Origin of the sequence: Paenarthrobacter sp. C1 (genome assembly GCF_049315185.1) — a bacterium.
GTDB classification, from domain to species: domain Bacteria; phylum Actinomycetota; class Actinomycetes; order Actinomycetales; family Micrococcaceae; genus Arthrobacter; species Arthrobacter nicotinovorans.
Window position 1 is genome coordinate 225,308 of the sequence record NZ_CP186052.1, and the last position, 19,441, is coordinate 244,748.

Below are 19,441 nucleotides of genomic sequence, written 5' to 3' on the forward strand. Positions count from 1 at the left end.
ACTTTGGCAGAAGGCCTTTATTCGCTAGGAGCATTTCTCATGACAGACATGGTTCGCCAGGCAACCGGCGCAGACCTCGGGGTTGCTGCCCGAGTACTCGGCCTTGCCTTTGAGACTTACCCTTGGACGAGATGGTCGATTCCTGACGTTGATTATGAACAGAGACTCGAACGGCTGCAGTACCTCTACCTGGGACATGCGCTTACCCATGGATTGGTCCTGGTGGATGAACAACTGCGCTCCGTCGCTGCATTCCTTCCCCCTGATGCGCCCGAGCCTGGTCCCGATATGCAGATCGAAGTTCTGGAACTGCTGGGTTCTCGAGCGACCGCGTTGATTGATCTGAGCTTGCCCCAGCCAAAGGGGCCGGCGTGGACCTTGGCCACCGTGGGCGTAGACCCGGCACATCAAGGCAAAGGGCTGGGTACGGCCGTGGCCTCGGAGGGTCTCACGCGAATAGATCGAGAGGCAGGTGCCGTGGTGCTTGAAACCTCGGACGAGCGTAACGTGCGCCTTTACGGACGCCTTGGTTTCCTTGTCACGGACACCACTGTGATTCCGGGTGGGCCCACTGTCCATTCAATGCGCCGGGCACCCCGCCCGGCAGCTGGCAGCCCGGAGCGACGTTTGCCGTCCCCTCCTTTGGGTTAGCGGACGGTGACCAGATGGCCAGCGGGGTCGTACCGGAAGGTGACCGGGCCGCCGTCGTGCTTCAAGGCGATATTGCTGCCGTTCGGGGCGCCGCCGAGACCGTAGTTCTCAGCCCAGGAGCCATTGATGGCGGCCTTGAACTCGTAACTGCCGGCGGCCAGGTTGGGCACTGACAGCTTCCAGATCCCATCCGCCGGGTCCAGCTGCAGCTGCGCCTGGGCGCAGTCCGGCATCCAGTCGCCCGAGCAGCCAAGCTCGGAATTCAGGCTGCCGGGTACCGAAACGGCCGCCGGCTGCGGGCCCGCGGAGACCGCGCTGATCACGTTGGTGGAGTGGTCGTAAAGGAACGTGACGGCGCCGCCGGGGTGCGTGAACACGACGTTGGGGCCATTCAACTCGCCACCCGCGCCGTAGTTTTCGTCCCACGTGCCGTTGAGCGCGGCCTTGAATTCATACGTGCCCGCGGGCAGGTTGGGGACATTCAGCTGCCACAGTCGGTGCGTCGGCTCGTAGCTCATGAGCCCCTGCCCGCAGGACGGCTGCCAGTCTTCGGTGCAACCCAGTTCGGTGTTGAGGCTGCCGGCCACAGTGACGGTCTCGGGCTGCGTCGGTTCTCCCACCACGCCGCTGCGGGGCTCACTGGCGGACGTCTGCCCGCGGTTGTCCAGTACCACAGCGCGGTACTCCACGGACGTGCCGAACTCCAGCGACGAGACGTCGTGGAACACCTGGTACGGCGCGTTGTCGTCCGTGCCGATCGACGCCCAGTCGCCACCTGCAGTACGCGCTTGGAAGGTGACCTCATAGAACGAGTTACCGTCGACGTCGGCCGTCACCTTCTGGCGGGTGGCGTCCCCAGCCGCCGTGACCGGCTTCTTGAGTACGACGGCGGGTGCGGCCTTCGATTTGGCGAGTCGCCCCGCTGCTTCATAAACCACTGCGGAAAGCGGCGGGACGGTGACAGCCAGCTTCGCATCCTGACCGGACTTGGCGTTCTTGGCGGCCTCACCGTAAACCAGCTTGAACGGCTGTTTCGCTTCGTACGTTGGGATCGCCGCGGTCTGTGCGGTCTCGCTGTTGTTCACAGCCACGATGTATTCACGCTGTTCCTTGGCGTCGATGCGTGAGAAGGCGTAGATCCCGGCCCCATCAGCGGCGTAGCGGTCTTGCTGGGCACCGGTACGGAGCGTGGGGTGGTCCGCTGCGAGGGCCGCGAGCTCGCTGATCTTTTTGTACAGCGGGTGCCCGGTGTTGAAGTTGTCCGTGGCATGCGTGGCGTTGGTTCCCAAAAGGTCATCATCCAAATACTCCTGGACCTTGCTGGCGAACATGGTCTGCCTCGAGTCCTGGTCCCCGCCGGCGCCGGTGAAGCCCTGCTCATCGCCGTAATAGATCACCGGGTTGCCGCGCGAGAAGTACATCAGCTCATGGGCCAGCTCGTCGCGCTCCAACAGTTCCGCGTCGGATGCTCCCGGGTTGTCCTGGGCGATAAAGGTGCCGATGCGGCCCATGTCATGGTTACCCAGGAATGTGGGCAGTTGGTAGACGTTGGAATCGGCATCCGTGTACCAGTCATCACCGTTGAAGAAGTCTGCCAGGCCGGTGGCCTTGCTGCCTTGTGATGCGAAGCTGCGGGCTGCGCCTTGGAAGCCGAAGTCCAGGACGGCTTGCATCTTGTTCTTGGTGGTGAACTTGGACGTGACGGTCTTGGAGGTATCGAAGACCTCCCCGAACATGAAGAACTCGTCCTTGCCCTGCTCCTTGGCATAGCTGAGCACTTGTGGGCCGAACTGCTGCCAAAACTCGTCATTGACGTGTTTCATGGTGTCAATGCGGAAGCCGTCCACTCCGAAGTCCCTGATCCACGTTTTGTAGACGTCCATCATCCCGTTGACCACCTTGGGGTTCTCGGTGAAAAGGTCATCCAGCCCGAAGAAGTCGCCGTACAGGGAGTCTTCGCCGGCAAAGTTGGTGTTGCCGCGGTTGTGGTAGAGCGTGGGGTCGTTCAGCCAGGAAGGAACCTTGACGTCCTTCTCAGCCGCGGGGACTACGGGCGTATAGGGGAACGACGTTGCCGCGTCCAGGGCAGGGAAGTCCTGCGTCCCGGCGTAATCGCGGTCATCGAAGACCTCGCCCGTGGCGGCGCGGTAGGGCTCGGTTTCCTTGGAAATGTACGGAGCCGAGGACGTCTCCTGGTACTGGATCACATCGGCCGTGTGGTTGGTGATGATGTCGAAGTACACCTTCATGCCGCGGGCGTGGGCGGCGTCTATGAGCGTCTTGAGCTCGGCGTTGGTGCCCAGGTGGGGGTCGATCTGGGTGAAGTCGGTGACCCAATACCCGTGATACCCGGCGGAGCTGTTCGTCGGCGTTCCGTCACCTTGTACGGCCTTGTTCTTGAAACTGGGAGTGAGCCAGAGGGCGTTGGTGCCCAAGCCCTGGATGTAGTCCAGCTGGTCCTGCAGGCCCTTCAGATCGCCCCCGTTGTAGAAGCCTTTGCGGGTGGGATCGAAGCCGGACACCATGGGATCGGACCCCAGGCCCCCGTCGTCATTGCCGGCGGTTCCGTTCTTGAAGCGGTCGGCCATGACGAAGTAGAAGTTTTGGTTGCTGACACCGCCCCGAATGGAGTGTTGGGCCGTGGGGTCAGGGTTCTTCGCGGAGACGCCGGGCGCGGCGCCTGCCGGGAGTACCGCCGATGCGGTGAGGACGGCCGTCGTCATGAGGACGACAGCCGCCCTTCTCTTGAAGGACGTGTTGTTGGGGGATCCGGAGCTGCGGAGTGACAAGTGAAGCCTTCCTCTAGCGACAGTGCTGTGGGACAAGTCACAACTGTAAGCGCTTGCGTGATGTTAATCCAGAGTAGGCGGCCGTTGATTCGTCGGATTAGTCCCCTGATTGCAGAAAATCTGGAAGCGTTTGCAGAATTGCCGGTCTGGATTGATGCTTCAGGATGCTGTGCCTTTGCCCATCCATAATTCAGAATGTTGTGCGGCCGTCCATAACAAAGCGTCACTCGCTTGCATAGGGTTGAAGAGATCTGCTTCACAAAGTACCGCGAACTACCCAAGGATGAGTTTCAACGATGAAGAGCATCGCCCTCTTGCGCGAACGAGCCACCCGCGTCATGCCCACCGGTTCCCACTGCCCGGCATCAGGACTGTGGAGCCCGGACTGCGAGCCGGATGTCGTCCAGGTTTTTGCTGAAGGCCATGTGCTGCCGGCCCACAACGGCGTGGCCACGGTATGGCGGCGGCAGGCTGCCGCTGAAGTTTCGGCATGACCAGCTCCATCCTGAACAGGCCGGCAGGCTACCGCCACGTGCCTGCGGCCGAATGGGCCGAGCTCAGCGCCGGCGATCCCGTGTGGATTTACGACGTCGCTTGGGGTGCCGGCACGGGCCGCGTGGACGACGTGTCCAAACACCAGGAATTGCTCTGGGTAGTCCTCGAACCGACCGGGCGCAAACTCATTTGCGGCACGGACGACGTCGAGGTCTGGTCAGCCTGAAGACCCGCCGGGATGGCGCTTGATACCAATGTCTGAGCGGATCATAGGTACCAAGTGCTGTCCCGGTGTCAATTAGCCCGCGACGAGCAACATGCTGGGTGAACCAATCTCCGCACGCCCCACAGGGCCGTCCGGCAGCCCGGTTTCCGGGTCAAGCCTGAAACTGACGACGTCGTCCGAACCTTCGTTCGCTACATACAGCCAGCCTTCGCGAACCAGATGATGGCGGGGCCACTCGCCGCCGCACGGTACCTCTCCGCGCGGCTCAACCCCGGTGCCTTCGCCCGAGACCTCCAGGACGCAGATTCGGTTGGTACCCCGCACGCCCACATAGGCGAAGCGTCCATCCGGGGAGAGGGCGATCTCTGCACCGGCATCGCCGTCCTTGGCTCCCGTGGCGCTTGCCGGGACCACGGATGCGAGCTCGTAAGTGCCGTCCGGTTCCATCCGGACCGCTGCCACCTCCACCGAATACTCCGTGTCGACAAAGACCGTCTCGCTCCGGTGGCGGGCCATGTGCCGGGGACCCGAACCCATAGGCAGGACCACCTGGTGGTCGGGCTGCAGGCCTTCACCCGGCACGTACCTCCACACGCGGACCAAGTCATGCCCCAAATCCGTGGTCATGACCCGGCCGTCAGGAAGCATCAAGCTCGAATGCGCGCGGCTTGGCCGCTCAGCTCCGGGGGCTGCAGCCGAGTGGGGGTCGACGGCGGCCGCCGCGCTCTCGCGCGAGGTGATGGCGCCGTCGTCGTCCAGTTGGTAGAGGATGACCTGACCGTCGCCCCAACAGGTGGCCACGATGAAGCGGCCCTGCGGATCCGCAGCGACGTGGCAGGTGGCATCGCCCGCGGGCCAAGGATCGCCGAAAGCCTCCAACGCGGTGTCGCCACTCCGGCGATAAGCCCGTACCGTCTTGCCTTCCTCCGCTACGGCGTAAACCACGGGAAGCGTCGGGTGCAGCGCCAGGAAGGACGGCGAATTGGCTTCGACGGCCAAGCCAATGGCCGTCAGCCCACCTTCACTGTCCGCCGAGAGCGCCGTGATGCCCTTGCCGTGGCCGTTCCTGTCGGCCGTGTAGGAGCCAACCCAGAGCAATGATTCGTGCGTTGTCATCTCAATGCCCCTGCACGTCCGAGTCGACGCCGGCGTCTGGTCCGCCGTCGAGGGTCTGAAGTGTGGTGAGGTCGTCCTGGTCCAACTCGAAGTCGAAAACGTCCAGGTTCTCTTTCATGCGCTGAGGGTTGGCGGTTTTGGGTATGGCAACCAGGCCCTGCTGGACGTGCCAGCGGAGCACAACCTGTCCCGGCGTCTTTCCATACTTTTCACCAACCGTCGCCAGGACCGGGGCATTCAAAAGGTCGCTGCTGGCACCCAGCGGGCTGTAGGACTCTGTGACGATTCCGTTGCGTTCGTTGAAGGCCCGGGCAGCCGACCTCGGGACGGAAGGACTCAGCTGGATCTGGTTCACGGCCGGAACCACGTCCGTTTCCCGGAACAGGCGGTCGAGGTGCGCCGGCTTGAAGTTGGAAACTCCGATGGAGCGCGCTTTCCCCGACGCTTGAAGTTCCTCAAAGGTTCTCCAGGTTGAGACGAACTCGTCGCGCCGGGGGAGCGGCCAGTGAATCAGCAGCAGGTCCACGTAGTCCAATCCCAGACGTTCCAGCGAACCCTCCAAGCCGGCAACAGCCCTCCCGGAACCCTGGTACTCGCCGTCGAGCTTGGTGGTGATGAACAGTTCTCCACGATCCACCCCGGATGTGCGGATACCGTTGCCCACGCCCTTCTCGTTCCCGTACTTCACCGCGGTATCGATGTGCCGGTAGCCGTGGCTCACCGCCTCCACCACGGCATCGGCAACCTGGGCGTCATTCAAGGGCCAAGTGCCGAGGCCCAGTTGCGGGATCTTGTGGCCGTCGTTGAGTTCGATAAGCGGTGCACGTGTCATGGGCTGGGTCTCCTCCGGGTTTCTTCGTTTCTACGCTGGCCGCTTGCTGCTTGGCAACAGCTACCGACGCGACCAGTCATGGAGTTTGTCGCTCAGCTCCATGTAGTCCTCACTCACCACCTGCAGTTCCGGGTGGGCATCATGCCACGCCACGATCTCCCGGGCTCCGTCCGCAAACGGGATGGTTGCCCGGTAATCGGGAACGAGCGCCTTGATCTTGGAATTGTCGAACACCACCGAGTGCGAACGGTCGCCCAGCAAGTTGGGACCGAGCTCCGCACTGTGAGCTGCAATGGTCTCCGAGGAAACGTGGAACAACTCCGGCTCCTCAACCCCTGCAGCACGCGCGAACAAGCGGTAAATCTGGTTCCACGGCAGGAACTCATCCGAGGTGATCGTGTAGCTTTCGCCAACGGCCTGCGGCCTGCCCAGGAGGCCAACGAAGGCCTTGGCAAAGTCCCGGCTGTGGGTCAATGTCCAGAGCGAGGTCCCGTCTCCGTGCACCATGATCGGCATCCCGGCACGCATGCGATGGATGTCAGTCCAGCCGCCCACCATGGCAATCTTCGTTCGGTCATAGGTGTGGGATGGGCGAACCACCGTCAAAGGGAAGTCCTGATCGCGGTACGCCTCGAACAGCAGCTCTTCACAGGCAATCTTGTCCTGCGAGTACTTCCAGAAAGGATTCTTCAACGGAGTGGATTCCCGGATGGGCAGCGTGGTTGGCGGCTTTTGGTACGCCGACGCCGAACTGATGAAGACGTACTGACCCGTCCTGCCACGGAACATCTCCAAGCCGGCCCGCGCCTGATCCGGTGTGAAGGAAATAAAGTCCGCAACGGCGTCGAACTCCCTTCCCTGAAGTACCTCACGCACAGCCTGCGGATCGCGGACGTCCGCGTGCAGCACCTCCGCCCCATCGGGGACCGGCCGACCGGCCGACCGTCCCCGGTTAAGGATGGTCAGCCGGTGGTTCAGCGCGACGGCGCGTTCAGCCGCCGACGCACTAATGACCCCGGTCCCGCCGATGAACAGGATGTTCTTCGGCGAGACCGTGTCCGCCGCCGCTCCGAGGCTGTCCGGAAGGAGGCTGCTCACCAGGCGTAGTCTTCGGGGGCGGGGCGGTGGCCCGGGAAGATGTCATCGAGGCGCTTGAGGGCGTCCTCGTTCAGGGAGACATCCAGCGCGCGGATGGCTGCGTCCAATTGCTCCTGCGTACGCGGCCCAACAATCGGTGCAGTCACGGCAGGCTGGTGGAGGAGCCATGCCAGCGCGACGTCTCCGGGTGCATGGCCGAGTTCGTCAGCGAAATCCTCGTACTGGCGGATCTGGTCCTCATGCTTCTTCAGGGTCTCAAGTGCCCGGCCCTCAGTGCGGCGGACGCCTTGCTCTTCCTTCTTCAGCACGCCACCCAGCAGCCCTCCTTGCAGCGGCGACCACGGGATCAGGCCCAAGCCATACTGCTGCGCGGCCGGGATGACCTCAAGCTCCAATTCGCGCTTGAAAAGGTTGTAGATGGACTGCTCGCTCACCAAGCCGGTGTAGTTCCGGCGGCGCGCTGCTTCCTGCGCCTGGGCGATGTGCCAGCCGGCAAAGTTGCTGCTGCCCGAGTAGAGGATCTTGCCCTGCTGGACTGCAACCTCAATCGCCTGCCAGATCTCATCCCACGGCGTATCCCGGTCGATGTGGTGGAACTGGTAAATGTCGATGTAGTCCGTTTGCAGCCGCTTAAGGCTCGCATCAAGTGCGCGCCGTATGTTCAGCGCGGACAACTTGGACTCGTTGGGGCGGTCCGTCATGGTGCCGTATAGCTTGGTGGCCAGCACGGTCCTTTCGCGGCGCTCGCCGCCCTTGGCGAACCAGCGGCCGATGATTTCTTCGGTCCAGCCCCGGTGCTCCACGCCACCGTAAACATTGGCGGTGTCGAAGAAGTTGATGCCGGAGTCCAACGCGGAGTCCATGATGGAATGCGCTGTTTCCTCGTCCGTCTGCGGGCCGAAGTTCATGGTTCCAAGGCAGAGGCGTGAAACTTTCAGGCCGGAACGGCCCAGGTGGGTGTACTGCATGTCTGTTGGGTCCTTTGTGCTTGGCTTGCGGTCTTAGAGCTGGGTGAAAGCGGCGACGGCGGGATCGGAACCGATCCGCGCGCCTGCTTCAAGAGCGGTGATGGCGGCGAGTTCGGATTCGGTGAGGCTCAAATCCGCCGCACCGAAGTTCTCCCGCATACGGGACGAGTCCGCGGACTTTGGGATCACGATGGTTCCCTGAGCGAGGTGCCAGGCGAGGATCACCTGTGCAGGAGTAGTGCCGTGTGCTGCCGCGACAAGGGCCACCTGCTCGGCGTTCAGGTCTTTTCCCTGTCCCAACGGGCTGTATGCCTCAACGGCAATGCCAAGGTCACGGCACTTGTTGGCCAGTTCTGCCTGCTGGAACGTGGGGTGGAGCTCGATCTGGTTCACGGCGGGCACTACCTCGGCTTCCCGGAGTAGCGTGTCCACGTGATCGGCCAGGAAGTTGGAAATGCCGATGGCCCGGATCTGCTTGTCCTGGTACAGCTTCTCCATTTCCTTCCAGGCCTTCGTGAAGAGGCCCTGTGACGGGACCGGCCAGTGGATCAGGTAGAGGTCAACGACTTCCAGGCCCAAGGCGTCCCTGCTTCGCTGGAAGGCGTCATAGGCTTCGCCTTGTTCGCCGTTGCGGAGCTTGGTGGTGATGAAGAGTTCTTCGCGGGGAATGCCCGAGGCTTTGATTGCGGCGCCGACTCCTGCCTCGTTCCGGTAGGCGGCAGCGGTATCGATGTGGCGGTAGCCGGTTTCCAGGGCATCTTCCACCACCTTCTGCGTTTCGTCGGCAGGCACTTGGAAAACACCAAAACCCAGCTGGGGGATGGTGACGCCGTTGTTCAGTGTCAGCTCTGGCATGACGGTCTCCTTCGACGGGATGGTTATGGCCGTGGCGCTCCGGTTTCTGGCTAAGGCCGTAAGTCGGTTCCAGAAAGCGTTTTCGGAGGCTCAGTACTGAGCCTATGCAGTTTTGGCGGCAGAGTCAGCAATACAGCCTGATCCTGTTTTTCCTAGGTCTGGTAGTCCTACCCATAACGGTGGCCTTTCACACACCCCGGACGGCAGAATGGACCAATGGGTCAAAGCGCCGAGTTCGGTAAGTTCCTCAAAATCATGCGTGCCCGTCTCCAGCCGGAGGACGCCGGCGCGCAGGAATCCAGCGGTTCCCGCAGGGTGCCCGGGCTTCGCCGCGAAGAGGTGGCGCGGCTCTCCGGAGTGAGCACGGACTATTACACCCGCCTGGAACAGGGCCGCAATATCCACCCGTCCAGGGCGGTCCTCGACGCAGTTGCCCGTGCGTTGCGGCTGGATGCGGGGGAGCAGGCACACATGATGGATCTGCTGGAGCATTGCGCCAGCTCCGCGGGCAGCCCCGGCCCCGTCCAAAAGGTACGTCCGGCTCTCCAACAGTTGCTCGATGCAGTGGGTGACGTCCCGGCCATGGTCCTCGGCAGGCGTGCAGATGTCCTGGCATGCAACCGGATGGCACACCTTTTGTTCACGGATTTCAGCCTGCTGCCGACCGCTGAGCGCAACCTCACCCGTTGGCTCATCCTGGACCCTGCGGCCGGTTCTTTGTTCCGCGACTGGAAGACCGTTGCCGCTGAAGCCGTCGGTGCCTTGCGCATGGACGTGGGCCGGCACCCGAATGACCCCGAAACAAACCAGCTCGTGGGCGAACTGGCCGTCCATAGCGAACACTTCCGTCAGTGGTGGGCCGGGCACAGGGTCGCCACCCGCGCCGCAGGGACCGTCAGGTTGCACCACCCTGTGGTGGGGGACCTGGAACTGAACTTTGAGACGCTGAGTCTCCCGGACGACCCCGACCAGCTGCTGAGGATCTATTCCGCCAAGGCCGGGTCGCCGTCGTCGGACGCTTTGACGCTGCTGAACTTTGGAGACGTGGGCGCCCATGCCGAGGCCGCCGTGCCCGAACCCGCCCCTGCCCGCCGGGCTGACAGTTGATGCCAATGTTTTCCAGGCAAAGTCATAGGGTCGTTGCAACGCTCTGATTGATGGAGCGTTTTATGGTCAAGTTGTTCCCCAAGGCTGCGCGTACTGAGTTTCTTGATTTGGTGTGTGCGGGGATGCCTGTTCGTACTGCTGCCCGGCGTGTCGGGGCGGTGCACGCTACCGGGCACAATTGGTGGGTTCAGTCTGGCCTAATGATGACCGTGAACCGGGGTGCTACCGGAGGTCTTGCCGATCCTGCTCCTTCAGTCGGGGGCCCTGGCCGTGCGTTGGGTCTGGAAGAGCGAGGCATGATCCAGATGGGTGTGCGGATGGGCCTCAGTTACGCGAAGATCGGCGCATTGATCGGGCGGGATAAGTCCGTAGTTTGGCGGGAGGTCAAACGCCACACGAGCGCGGACGGGAAGTACTACGCCTCGGTCGCTCACGCCAAAGCGCATCAGGACAGGCGCCGTCCCAAACCCTTCAGGCTGGCCAAGGACGAGGGTTTGTGCCGGCTGATCGGCGTCTGGATGGATGACGGGTGGAGTCCGAAGCTGATCTCCTCGATGTTGGCGTATTACTTCGGTGACGATCAGACTATGCAGGTGAGCCACGAGACGATCTACCAGGCCCTTTACGTCCAAACCCGCGGGAACCTGCGGGCGGACCTGGCCGAAAAGCTCAGCCTGAAACGCAAACAACGCATCCCCCACGGCACTGACCGGCGCGCCAACAGCCCCTATAAAGAGGCCTTCAAGATCAGCCAACGTCCCGCCGAGGTCCAGGACCGGGCAGTGCCCGGGCATTGGGAAGGTGACCTCATCATCGGCGCCAACGGGACAGCGATCGGAACCTTGGTGGAACGCTCAACCCGGTTCACGATCCTGCTGCACCTGCCAGGGGACCACACCGCGGAAACCGTTGCCGCCGCGATGATCCGGGAGATGGCCTCCCTCCCGGATCACCTGCGCCGGTCGATCACCTGGGACCGCGGCACCGAACTGGCCGACTACGCAAAAATCCAGACCGCTCTCGATACGACGATGTACTTCTGCGACCCGCACTCGCCCTGGCAGCGCGGCACCAACGAAAACACCAACCGGCTCCTGCGGTTCTGGTTCGAGAAAGGCACTGACCTTTCAGTGCACACCCCCGAGGACATCCGCCTGGTCGCAGCGAAACTCAACCGCCGCCCCAGACCAACACTGAACCTCGAGACCCCAGCCAACCGGCTAAACCAGCTGCTACAAGCGGCCTAACCCCCAGCGTTGCTCCCACCAATTGACTTTGCCCCAAAAACATTGGCATCAACTGTCAGCTCGCGGTGAAGTCGGTCAGCGCTCCAGGCGGAAACCGAGCTTAATAGTGACCTGCCAGTCGGCAACCGCGCCGTCCTCGAGGTGACCGCGGATTTCCTTGACCTCAAACCAATCGAGGTTCCGCAACGTTTGGGACGCTGTCGCGATGCCGTTCTTGATGGCGTCGTCCACGCCCTCGGTGGAAGTTCCTACAATTTCGGAAACGCTATACGTGTGGCCAGCCATGGTGCTCCTCATCAACGTCATACGAATCTTTGGAAAAGAAATCAGACCCGCAGGGCGGGCTGTCCATGCAGACTAGCCCACGGATCCCTGTGCGGCCAGAGGTCCCGCAGCTTAGCTTTCACGCCAGTCGTTGCTGGTGATGTGCGAGCCGGCCTGGGGTCCCATTTGCAGCATTCCGCCGTCCACCGCCCACGACGCGCCGTTGACGTAGCTTGACGCCGGGGAGGCAAGGAAAGCGATGACGGCGGCGATTTCGCGTGCGTCTCCGGGGCGTCCCAGGGGCACTCCGGGCCGCTCCTTCTGGGTGGGATCCTCGTCCTCCTGGCCCGTCATGGGGGTCGCGATTTCGCCGGGCGCCACGTTGTTGGCGGTAATCCCATGCTCGGCGAGTTCCAGCGCCATGGTTTTGATGAGCCCACCCAGACCGTGCTTGGAGGCGTCGTAGGCCGAGGCCCCAACGCGGGGCTGGAATTCGTGGACGCTGGTGACGGCGATGATGCGTCCCCCTCGGCCCGCCTTCACCATGCGCTTGGCTGCCGTCTGCATGGCCACGAAGGCCCCATTGAGGTTGGTGTCCAGCGTGGTCATCCAGGTTTCGTAGTCGAGATCCAGGAACTTGGTGCCGTCGCCGGTTCCGGAGTTGTTCACGAAGACATCCACGCCCCCGAGTTCCTCGGCAAGGGTGTCCACGGCGGCCGCCGTTCCGCGGGCATCGGTGGTGTCCAGTTGGTGGACCACCGCCTTGCGTCCCAGGCGGCGGACCTCCTCGGCGGTTTCCTCGGCACCCTGCTGGTCCGAGTGCCAGGTGATTCCCACGTCCATGCCGGCTTTTGCCAGGGCCACCGCCGTGGCCCGCCCGATCCCTGAATCCGAGCCTGTGACGATGGCGGTCTGTGGGGCGAATGATGCGTCGCTCATGGTCCTGCCTTTCAGTGAAGTGGTGGTGCCGATGATTTATCCCTACCCCCTGGCGCATGCAGGAAACACTCCCGGCACAAAAGGGTCACCCCGGTGTGCAGCCATGGAGTGTAGATTTCTTGCAGCAGCACCCCGCGAATCCCCACAACCAGGAGTTCTCATGTCAGAAGTTATTGTCGTCGGCGTCGACAACAGTGAAACGGCCAAGCGTGCAGCAATGGCGGCAGCGAAGCTCGCCACCGCCCTCGGTGCCGAACTGCACGTCATCAGCGGCTTCTCGGACGACCGCATTGAAGAATTCGGCAGCGGCAGCGACCGCATCACTGTCTCTTCGGCCGACTCCGCGGAATACGTGGCCCGCAAGGTCTCCGAAGAACTTGACGTTCCGGCCGGCAGCGTCAAGTACTACGCTGCCCGTGGCAACCCGGCCAACGCCCTGATCAACTACGCCGAGACCAACAACGCCTCCCTGATTGTGGTGGGCAACAAGCGCATGAAGGGCTTGGGCCGCGTCCTGGGCAGCATCGCCAACAGCGTGGCACACGGCGCTCCGTGCGACGTGTACATCGTGAACACGGAAGTGGACGCGTAACACCCAAGCAAGCAAAGAGGCCGTTTTGAGCATTCAAAACGGCCTCTTCTGCTATCCGGATGGGTCCTCCGGCTGTCAGTTTCCGAAGTCGTCTGCACAACCGCCCGTTGAGGGATCCTCCACCGGACGCTTGGAGCGTTCGGAAAGCCACCGTCTTACGGACGTTGCCGAGAGGGGCTGCTGCGTTTCGCTTCGGCCTTAGTTCTTTCCAAGATCCCGGAGAAGTGCTGACGGTCGAGGTAGTTCGCGTCAGCTAGCCGGATAATGTGCCCCATGTAGGGATCTCGCTGCATCAACTTCCTATTGCCGAGACGGACAGTTGTGTAACCAGCTTTTTTCTCCGCGCGGTCCCGCACCGCACACCAGTTGATGAGAACTATTACGCCAAGCCCGCCTAGCATCATCACCACGGCAAGTACGTTGACGTACCAGGTTAGGGGTACGCCTGATCGACTCAGGACGGCTAAAACGCCGCAGGACCCAACCGTTATTGTCGTGAAACGGTATCGCCACCGCCACAAGATGAACGCGGTGGGTCCGTCGACCAACCCAGTTGCTATAGAAGTTTCCATCCCGTGATTCGTATTCCATTCGCAAAGGGCGACAGCCAGTTAGAAAGCAGCTGCCGGGCATGACCGAGAGGCCAGGCCAAAGGGGCGACCGACGGCCACAGGCGGCCGCAGGTAGAAGGGTCCGTCCTTAGAACGTCCATTCAAGCTGCAGTCTAATTGGCTACGGCCACCAGCCATTCGGTGTCCGCTAAACGATCCTTCACCGGGCAGGGCTATGCGCGCTTTCATAGGCGAAGATGCTAGATATGCACGATTCGATCCTTTTCATCCAGATGCAGCTGACCGCCAGGTTCGCGGCTGTCCCTACACCGCCGTTGCAGGGCGTGAAGGTGGGAGTCTCCAAGAACGTGCGGTCGCCAGATGTTAATCCCCTCAACGGGCTGAGGCATTCAGCCGCTGCTGGTACGAGTGGCTGGTTCATCTGGCTGGGTGAAGATCTCGGAACGGCGGATGACTTCTTCGATCCGTTGCACGTCGAGCATCTGACGACCTGGTGTCCTGAAGCCGTTCCCTATCTCGCTCTGCCCGCGGGGTGGCGATTCCTCTTGGCACCTGGCTACGAAGATGTCTGGTTTGACGAGTCGTTGTTGAATATTGAGGGAAGCTGACCCGGACGGCTCAATCTCACATTCGGGATTCGCCTGAGGTGCCGGGACTTGTTACGGGGAGACGGTGGCCGCAGTATGTCGAAGTGATGGAAGATGAGCTGTGAGTGCGCATGAAAGGGTTCAGTTCGACCTCGATGAGGACGAGCGTGAGGTACTGAGGCGAGGCCTGACCGACTGGGCGGGGCCAGCGGCCCCCACGGAGGCCATGGCCTTGGCTATGGGCTTTCGTGACGTTGCTGATTTGATTGCCGAAGGCGATCGAATCGCTGGGTTCATTCGGGCCGGCCGACCCTTGACGAAGGCTGAATGGCGCCGGGCCCTGCTGGCAACCGAGATTGCTTTCGCTAGCAACACAGTTGGGGTTGGGCTGGACTGGTCTATCGTCACCGGCTATCAAGACGACGAAACCATAAGGATCCTCAGAGCGATCCAACGCAAGATGGGTGGCAGTAGAAACTGGCCCGAGAACGGGCCTTCAACGGACGAGTCTCCGGAAAGCGATTCAGAGTGGGCAAAGCCGCTCTTCCCTCCACCAGCCAGTTGGAGGGTGCCGGTGCGCCCACAGTTGGAGCCGACCGCGGTGCTGCTGCCAATGGGGGCGGGTGAGAATGCCACAGGGACGGGATCCGTCACGACGCGTCAACAGACCAGGCGGATAGCCGAGGGCTTGGCACTTGGTGTCCTGGCCTACGGCGTAAACCGACTGCCCAACGAAAGGCCTGCGTTCGAGACGGCTTTGAACAGTGCCTGGGAGTCGTGGCCCAGAGCGGGAGACTTCGCGAACGTACGCGTGCCAGAGGCCGGGCCGGAGATCTGGGCTGGCATGGAAAAGTCGGCAAGCCGACGCGGCGTTATCGCCGCATGGGCGGACCACTCCGTTCCGCACCTATTGCCCGCCTTTGCGGATATGCCGATCGCCGCCTGTCTAAATCAAATTGCCGACGAGCAAGCATCAGCAGACGATTGGATTTACCTTGGGTACCTGTTCGTAAAAGCCCTGTACCAAACAACTGTGACCGAGCCTCAAGGGTAGTCGTGTTGAGGCGGCCTCCCGCCCGTAAAAGGGATCGTCGTACGGACGTTGCCTACAGGGGCTGCTGCGTCTTCGCCGCTTCCGTTTTAGTTCTTCCAAGATCTCGACGAAATGCTGACGGTCGAGATAGTCCGCGCCGGCTAGCCTGATGGTGCGCCCCATATATGGATCTCGCTGCATGAATTTCCTGTAGCTAAGGCTGTCAGCAGTCTTTAGCAGGAAAGCGACTATATAGCTGACCAATAGTTTGCGTTTGGGTTCATTTCAGCCGCGAGCTCATCATATTCGGATGAATCCATGTCGAGGAAACCATCTTCACCCACGAAAAAGACCCCGCGAACGTATGCTTCGGCGAATGTTCGAAGCATATCTTCGATGGAGCGGAAAATGACCTTATGATCTGGTTCGTCGAACATGAAGTCATAGATGGGCTGCGTTTCTGAAGCTGAGCAGTCTAGGAAAGCGTAGCCGCCGGCACCGTCCGAGAGCAAAGGAAACCAGGCCGGGTTCTTGTTGAGAGTATTGACAAACTCGTCGTAGGTTGCAAGGGCTTCTTCCAGGCTAAGAAAGTAGTACCCGGGCATAATGTGCATGTCTCCCAGGACGGTCTCCTCGTCTGCATGAGTGCCGTTGTGCCAACTGTAGAGGGCAATCAATTCATCACTTACGTGCAAACCCCTCTGCCTCAGTGGATCCACAATGGCCTTAATGGAAGCCCCCGGATCATAAAGCGAGCGTGTAGGTCGCTTCAAGCGATGGGTGTACTCGTCGATGATTCTTGTCGACTGAGCTAATGATTTCGTCATGGTATAGACCTAACATCATAGCGATCGCCGTCTTGGATTTTGTTGGCGGCCTCGGAAGGGATAGCTGCCCCGCTGAGGGATCCCTTAGCGGGGCAGCGCTAGGGGGCAGGTGTCGGCGCCCAACACGCGACGTAATCACCGCCGGGCGAGCAAATAATCAGCAAGCCTCGGGATCCTCTGACTTGCCATGCCTCGTAAAGAGGGTGCGGCGAAACCGTCAGCGTCGCCTGGCCTAGGGCGAGACGTAATGTGCCATCTTTGCCGATCGCGGCTTCCGATACCGTCGTCAAGGTCAGGGGTGAGAGGACTCCCGCGGCCTCTTTCGTCAGTGGCTCGCCGGTCCACCGTATCTCGCCGGCTTCTACGGTGAATTCCGTCTCGATCGTGATCTCGAAGTCGTTTCCCAATTCAAGGTGGACCCCGTAGCCTATGCGGACCTGTACAAGTTGGTACCCGAGGACAGCTCGGATGAGGCCATTGGCAATTGTGATTTCCTGATCGTCTCCGCTTGCGCGGCTGACCCAGGTTTTGGCCCGGATAAACGGCCTGTCGTCGGTCATTTTGCCTCGCGTGATTGCTCGTTTGCGGAACGTCGTCTGCTGCCCGAGCAGGGCCCTTTAGGTTCCTCGGCGCAGGATAGCTAGCACGGTAGCAGGATTATGCCCTCCCGGAACACGCAGTAGTCCGGGCATCGATTTGTCCGGTTAAGGATCTCACCGGGTTACCGCATCGCCTAGGACGACTTTAGGGACATGGCACGATGAGAGCTGGGGAGTGCTTGCGCAAAGAACGGAGCTGAGACTTGGTAAAAACAGGATCCCGTAGTGGCTTGATTACTGGCAGAACTGCCTTTCAAGTGACACGGTGGCGCCACCGTGTCACGGGGTTTATTGCGCTGGATGGACTGTTAGGTCTCTATCTAAACAACTCTGGTGTCCCTCAGTCTTTTTTACCGATTTGGTGTTAGGTCTACTACTCCTTTCAGCGCTCCTACTGATCGTCCTCATCAACTGGGCAGGCTTCAGGGAAGATGCTGAAAGGAAGGCTGGTTACACAACCATCCGCCTTGGCAACAGGAAGTTGATGCAGCGAGATCCCTACATGGGGCGCATCATCCGGCTAGCTGGCGCGGACTATCTCGACCGCCAGCACTTCGCCGAGATCTTGGAAAGAACCCAAAGTCGAAGCGCAGAAGCAGCATGCCCTTTAGGACAGCGCCCCATAGGCTGGTGAATTACCGGTACGCGCTGGTTGCCCGGTAGAGAATCCCTTACCGTGCTGCCTGGGATTAGTCCTGGTAGCTTCGGATAAGCAGTGCGGCAGGCCCTTTCGTGTCCCTGGGCCCTATGGCGGAGGTAAACACTCGCTGGTTTGGATGCCATCAGTGACTCCAATTTAGGGCTCTGCGAGTGATGACAACGGGGCAGAGCAATTCAGTCATCCGACGCGACGATGACGTGAAGTATGCGGAGAACGCGATCAATCACGATGAACTCGTGGAAGCCGAGATTTCCGGTGACGAAGCCATAGTCATGTTCGGCTTCCCGTGAGGGGTTGCGTAGCTTCAGGACAGGGCCAGAGCCCAAGAGTGTAAAGATGGACTCCAGCCTTTGGATGACATCGGGAGGCTGGGAGTATTCCGGGTCCGTCCATTCTTGGTCCTTGGCCCAGGCATTTATCTCTGCTTTGGCTGCCTCGGCGGTCGATGGCTCGAACAGATCCGGGTGGATGGCACCAATCCTCCACCGCCCGTGGATTCCCCAGTCGCTGGGCTCACTGCCGCCCCTGGAGGGAAAGGGAGAGGCATAATCGTGCTGGTACCCTGGGCTCTCGATCAGGCTCTCAAGAAGGGATCGGTCGTCCTGGTCCGGTTCGATGAGGAAACGCGTCAACTGGACCCACATAAAGGTCCCGGAATCGAGATGAACAATTTCATCTCCGACAAAAGGCAATGTCATGGTTCGAAGGTACTTAGGTTCGACCATAAACCCACGACGGCGCGCAAGTACGGATCGAGCTTCCTTCTGTCCGCAAGCCGATGGCTCACCACGTAACGAGGACCCAGTCCCCAGGTAGATCTCCATGGCTGAGAGCGTCCAGTGCAAAGCTACGGGCTTCTTCCGTGTCGGACCCTGTGTAGACCACCAGGGCACCTCGACGAGCATTCCGTCACTTTGGTAGTCCCTGATATCCAGTCCGAGAACCAGCCGACCTGAGTCGGCAAGTGCTTCAATGGCGGCTGAAGCTTGGGATATCGGCCAACTCACTTCACCGTTAGGGTCGAACCGTGCTCCAGATTGAAGGTCTTCAGTAAGGAACGAGAGGTCCGGGAGAGTCATAACTGGATCATAAGACCCGTTACTCACTGAAGTGTCTGGACTGCCCGTTAGCCGGTCGTCCACCGGACGTGCCGGCGCTGCCCATCGGCTCTCTCCAAATCTGCGTGTTTACGCCAAGGCCGGATTCCCGTATACCCCGCCCGAATTAATGCCCGGTGAAGGGGCCTTATACGCTACAGCCCAATCATGCCCATCGGTTATGCCCGCTGCTCGACCAGCAGTCAGGACCTCACCGCCCAGCGTCATGCTCTCCATGCCTTGGGAGTTGACGACGAGATGGTCCACGTCGGCCACGGATTTACCGGCGCTAAACGAGACCGGCCCGGTCTGGAAAAGGCCGTGGCTGCGTGCCGCAACGGCGACACCTCCGTTGTCACCAAACTTGACCGGTTGGCAAGGTCCCTGCCGGACGCAAGGGATATTGCCGACGAACTCACGCGCAAGGGCGTAATCCTCAACATCGAAGGCAATATCTACGATCCCCATGACCCGGTTGGAAAGCTGCTGTTCAACATCCTGGGCATGGTCGCGGAATTTGAATCCGCCCCTATTCGCGCCCGGACCCGTGAAGGCATGGCGGTGGCGAAGTCGAAGGGCAAGCTTCAGGGTCGACGGCCCAGCTCTCCAAAAGGCAGGAGGCCCACCTCCTGAGCCTTCATCAGGGTGGAACACACGACAACGGAGATTCTGAACTCTTCGGCGTCGCTCGCTCCACCGTCTACGGACCATCCAGCGCGCTGAGCCGACCACGCGATCGCTTCCCGGCAGCGAACGCACTGCCGGGAGCCTTCGTGCAGAGGACTCTCGACCAAAGTGACGCCTCGTGCAGGGGACTTTGGACACTCTGATTTCCATACCCGTCTGCACAAGTTCAGTACTTTCGGGGCAGCGTGTGCAGACCACT

General features: G+C 61.1%; 19 protein-coding genes and 1 pseudogene. 9 read left to right on the plus strand and 11 right to left on the minus strand.

The features are described 5' to 3' along the window. Positions 1–39: 39 nt before the first annotated feature. Positions 40–651: a GNAT family N-acetyltransferase gene (locus ACNAOU_RS01135; RefSeq protein ID WP_082010117.1), complete on the plus strand. Its 612-nt coding sequence runs from the start codon at positions 40–42 to the stop codon at positions 649–651. On the opposite strand, the gene ACNAOU_RS01140 is transcribed toward ACNAOU_RS01135, so the two are convergent. Next, the gene (locus ACNAOU_RS01140) at positions 648–3,374 is read right to left on the minus strand and encodes an alpha-amylase family glycosyl hydrolase (protein WP_422758650.1); all 2,727 of its coding nucleotides are present in this window, start codon (positions 3,372–3,374) and stop codon (positions 648–650) included. The two genes, ACNAOU_RS01135 and ACNAOU_RS01140, sit on opposite strands and share 4 nt — an antisense overlap. Before the next feature lie 362 nt (positions 3,375–3,736). On the opposite strand from ACNAOU_RS01140, the gene ACNAOU_RS01145 reads away from it, so the two are divergent. Further along, positions 3,737–3,934 carry a hypothetical protein gene (locus ACNAOU_RS01145; protein ID WP_064723466.1) on the plus strand — a complete coding sequence of 66 codons (198 nt, stop codon included), beginning with the start codon at positions 3,737–3,739 and terminating at the stop codon, positions 3,932–3,934. Further along, positions 3,931–4,161, plus strand: a complete 231-nt coding sequence (locus ACNAOU_RS01150) for a hypothetical protein (RefSeq protein WP_018780210.1) — start codon at positions 3,931–3,933, stop codon at positions 4,159–4,161. The genes ACNAOU_RS01145 and ACNAOU_RS01150 overlap by 4 nt, the downstream gene beginning before the upstream one ends. Before the next feature lie 72 nt (positions 4,162–4,233). On the opposite strand, the gene ACNAOU_RS01155 is transcribed toward ACNAOU_RS01150, so the two are convergent. The 5 genes from ACNAOU_RS01155 to ACNAOU_RS01175 are packed head-to-tail and all read right to left on the minus strand — an operon-like array spanning position 4,234 to position 9,030. Further along, a complete protein-coding gene (locus tag ACNAOU_RS01155; protein WP_422757839.1) occupies positions 4,234–5,277 on the minus strand; it encodes a lactonase family protein in 1,044 nt (347 codons plus the stop codon). 1 nt (position 5,278) lies between these two features. Next, positions 5,279–6,109: an aldo/keto reductase gene (locus tag ACNAOU_RS01160; protein ID WP_018780208.1), complete on the minus strand. Its 831-nt coding sequence runs from the start codon at positions 6,107–6,109 to the stop codon at positions 5,279–5,281. Positions 6,110–6,169: 60 nt separating this feature from the next. Then, complete coding sequence (locus ACNAOU_RS01165; protein WP_275777374.1) at positions 6,170–7,207, minus strand: NAD-dependent epimerase/dehydratase family protein; 1,038 nt, start codon at positions 7,205–7,207, stop codon at positions 6,170–6,172. After that, entirely contained in the window at positions 7,204–8,175 is a 972-nt protein-coding gene (locus tag ACNAOU_RS01170) for an aldo/keto reductase (RefSeq protein ID WP_039239253.1), read from the minus strand. Before ACNAOU_RS01170 ends, ACNAOU_RS01165 begins: the two co-directional genes overlap by 4 nt. A 33-nt stretch (positions 8,176–8,208) precedes the next feature. Next, positions 8,209–9,030, minus strand: a complete 822-nt coding sequence (locus tag ACNAOU_RS01175) for an aldo/keto reductase (protein ID WP_018780205.1) — start codon at positions 9,028–9,030, stop codon at positions 8,209–8,211. Positions 9,031–9,246: 216 nt separating this feature from the next. Here ACNAOU_RS01175 and ACNAOU_RS01180 point away from each other — a divergent pair, with 216 nt between their 5' ends. Both ACNAOU_RS01180 and ACNAOU_RS01185 read left to right on the plus strand, forming a co-directional pair. Then, on the plus strand, positions 9,247–10,137 hold the full coding sequence (locus tag ACNAOU_RS01180) for a helix-turn-helix transcriptional regulator (protein ID WP_422757840.1): 891 nt from the start codon (positions 9,247–9,249) through the stop codon (positions 10,135–10,137). Between the two features lie 62 nt (positions 10,138–10,199). Continuing rightward, the gene (locus ACNAOU_RS01185; protein WP_039243563.1) at positions 10,200–11,384 is read left to right on the plus strand and encodes an IS30 family transposase; all 1,185 of its coding nucleotides are present in this window, start codon (positions 10,200–10,202) and stop codon (positions 11,382–11,384) included. Between the two features lie 75 nt (positions 11,385–11,459). Here ACNAOU_RS01185 and ACNAOU_RS01190 read toward each other — a convergent pair whose 3' ends face one another. Together ACNAOU_RS01190 and ACNAOU_RS01195 are read right to left on the minus strand one after the other, a co-directional pair. Continuing rightward, complete coding sequence (locus tag ACNAOU_RS01190; protein WP_011773002.1) at positions 11,460–11,669, minus strand: dodecin; 210 nt, start codon at positions 11,667–11,669, stop codon at positions 11,460–11,462. Positions 11,670–11,780: 111 nt separating this feature from the next. Next, entirely contained in the window at positions 11,781–12,587 is an 807-nt protein-coding gene (locus ACNAOU_RS01195; RefSeq protein WP_110505918.1) for an SDR family oxidoreductase, read from the minus strand. A 160-nt stretch (positions 12,588–12,747) separates the two neighbouring features. Here ACNAOU_RS01195 and ACNAOU_RS01200 point away from each other — a divergent pair, with 160 nt between their 5' ends. The 3 genes from ACNAOU_RS01200 to ACNAOU_RS01210 all read left to right on the plus strand — a co-directional run bounded on the left by ACNAOU_RS01200 (position 12,748) and on the right by ACNAOU_RS01210 (position 15,392). Continuing rightward, entirely contained in the window at positions 12,748–13,179 is a 432-nt protein-coding gene (locus tag ACNAOU_RS01200) for a universal stress protein (RefSeq protein ID WP_018780363.1), read from the plus strand. An 817-nt stretch (positions 13,180–13,996) separates the two neighbouring features. Continuing rightward, the gene (locus ACNAOU_RS01205) at positions 13,997–14,359 is read left to right on the plus strand and encodes an immunity protein Imm33 domain-containing protein (protein WP_422757841.1); all 363 of its coding nucleotides are present in this window, start codon (positions 13,997–13,999) and stop codon (positions 14,357–14,359) included. Between the two features lie 100 nt (positions 14,360–14,459). Then, on the plus strand, positions 14,460–15,392 hold the full coding sequence (locus ACNAOU_RS01210; RefSeq protein ID WP_422757842.1) for a hypothetical protein: 933 nt from the start codon (positions 14,460–14,462) through the stop codon (positions 15,390–15,392). A gap of 227 nt (positions 15,393–15,619) precedes the next feature. On the opposite strand, the gene ACNAOU_RS01215 is transcribed toward ACNAOU_RS01210, so the two are convergent. The 3 genes from ACNAOU_RS01215 to ACNAOU_RS01225 all read right to left on the minus strand — a co-directional run bounded on the left by ACNAOU_RS01215 (position 15,620) and on the right by ACNAOU_RS01225 (position 18,156). Beyond that, a complete protein-coding gene (locus tag ACNAOU_RS01215; protein ID WP_110505920.1) occupies positions 15,620–16,198 on the minus strand; it encodes an SMI1/KNR4 family protein in 579 nt (192 codons plus the stop codon). A gap of 98 nt (positions 16,199–16,296) precedes the next feature. Beyond that, entirely contained in the window at positions 16,297–16,758 is a 462-nt protein-coding gene (locus ACNAOU_RS01220; RefSeq protein WP_110505921.1) for a DUF6188 family protein, read from the minus strand. Between the two features lie 873 nt (positions 16,759–17,631). Further along, positions 17,632–18,156: a hypothetical protein gene (locus tag ACNAOU_RS01225; RefSeq protein WP_422757843.1), complete on the minus strand. Its 525-nt coding sequence runs from the start codon at positions 18,154–18,156 to the stop codon at positions 17,632–17,634. Between the two features lie 567 nt (positions 18,157–18,723). Between ACNAOU_RS01225 and ACNAOU_RS01230 the strand changes: the two are divergent. Beyond that, positions 18,724–19,385 (plus strand): annotated as a pseudogene (locus tag ACNAOU_RS01230) (recombinase family protein). Positions 19,386–19,441: the final 56 nt, after the last annotated feature.